Genomic DNA, 1,306 nt, shown 5'->3' on the forward strand with positions numbered 1-1,306 from the left:
ATGTACGGGACAACCACATGGGTTACAAAAAAGTACCTTTACATAGGTAACACTTTTATCGACACGTACCCGTTCTTTGCCTCTCTAGCATAGACCCGGCCTAGGATTACCGGACCGAATATCACCTCCCACACATCATCACTGATCATCTCCATTCCAATGGTCTGATGCTTAAGCACATTGGCTATATAAATCCGCAGACCTGCTCGATTAATGATTCCATTACTATCAGCCAGGTAACACTCCACGTGGCTCGCATACCCCATTTCAGGCAACTTTTCCGGGTAAGTCCGAGTCGAGGGTGAATAGCAGGAAGCAGGCGTTTTCTGGTCAAGCGCCTCGTGCCCCCGCTCATAATTGTAGTGCTGCACAAAGCGGTCAAACTGTCTCTGCTGAGCCTCCCAAGGAATGGCAGGCGGTTGAGGCAAGGTACTTTTCAGCGTTCGGTGCATGCGTTCGTGACGCCCATTCTGGTCCGGACGGCCAGGCTCAATTCGCTCAGGAATAATCCCTAGTCGCAGCCACCATATCGACAGCTGCGACAGCCCGGCACGGCCGGTACTGGCAAATGGCACACCATTGTCAGTCCGAATACGCTCCGGCAACCCGTACTCGCGAAAAACTCGCTCAAAGGTCTGTTGGGTCTCCTTCAGATTGGTACTGGACATACTCTGGCAGGCCAGTAGAAAACGGCTGGCGTGATCCATGATCGTCAGTGGATAGCACCAAACTCCGGCGCCCGTCAGAAACTGGCCCTTGTAGTCCGCGCTAAAGAGCTGATTAGGTATTTCTGCCTTGCTCAAAGGTTTGGGATAGACCGCGACACGCCGTCGTACACACTGCGGCGTAATTAAGTCGGCTGCTTTAAGGATGTTGTAGATGGTCGTTTTTGACGGCGGATCCTGATCGGGAAAGCGCTTGAGCAAGTCATTTTGGATCTTCTTAGGCCCTGGAGTTGTTTCTCCGATAGACCGAAGCTCGATGATTGCCTGCCTAACAGCGACAGGCACCACGTAGCTCTGGTTGTGCCGGCAACGGCTGCGTTCCTCAAGCCCACTAGGCCCTTCAGCTTTGTATCGCTCGACCCATTTATAGCCAGTCTTTCGACTGATCTCGTAGTCACTGCACAGCTTGCTGAAGGTGTGTTTGTCCGCAAGATAAGCAGCGATGAACATCACTTTTCGATCCATAGGTTTCAGCTCTCTCCAGGGCATGGTCAGATCCTCACGAAATCGACCATGCCAGTTAATAACTGTTACCTATGTGCGTGAACTGATTTGTAACCCATGTGGGTGAGTCATACCGG

1 protein-coding gene is annotated in these 1,306 nt (G+C 51.9%); it reads right to left on the minus strand.

The features are described from left to right. Positions 1–38: 38 nt before the first annotated feature. Positions 39–1,214 carry an integrase core domain-containing protein gene (locus H7995_RS28075; RefSeq protein WP_182343850.1) on the minus strand — a complete coding sequence of 392 codons (1,176 nt, stop codon included), beginning with the start codon at positions 1,212–1,214 and terminating at the stop codon, positions 39–41. Between the last annotated feature and the right edge of the window lie 92 nt (positions 1,215–1,306).

It is taken from the genome of Pseudomonas kielensis, from assembly GCF_014236655.1.
GTDB classification, from domain to species: Bacteria; Pseudomonadota; Gammaproteobacteria; order Pseudomonadales; family Pseudomonadaceae; genus Aquipseudomonas; species Aquipseudomonas kielensis.

Coding starts and splice junctions, on each gene's coding strand:
- H7995_RS28075 (WP_182343850.1), bottom strand. CDS start 1,214: ATGCCCTGGAGAGAGCTGAAACCTATGGATCGAAAAGTGATGTTCATC.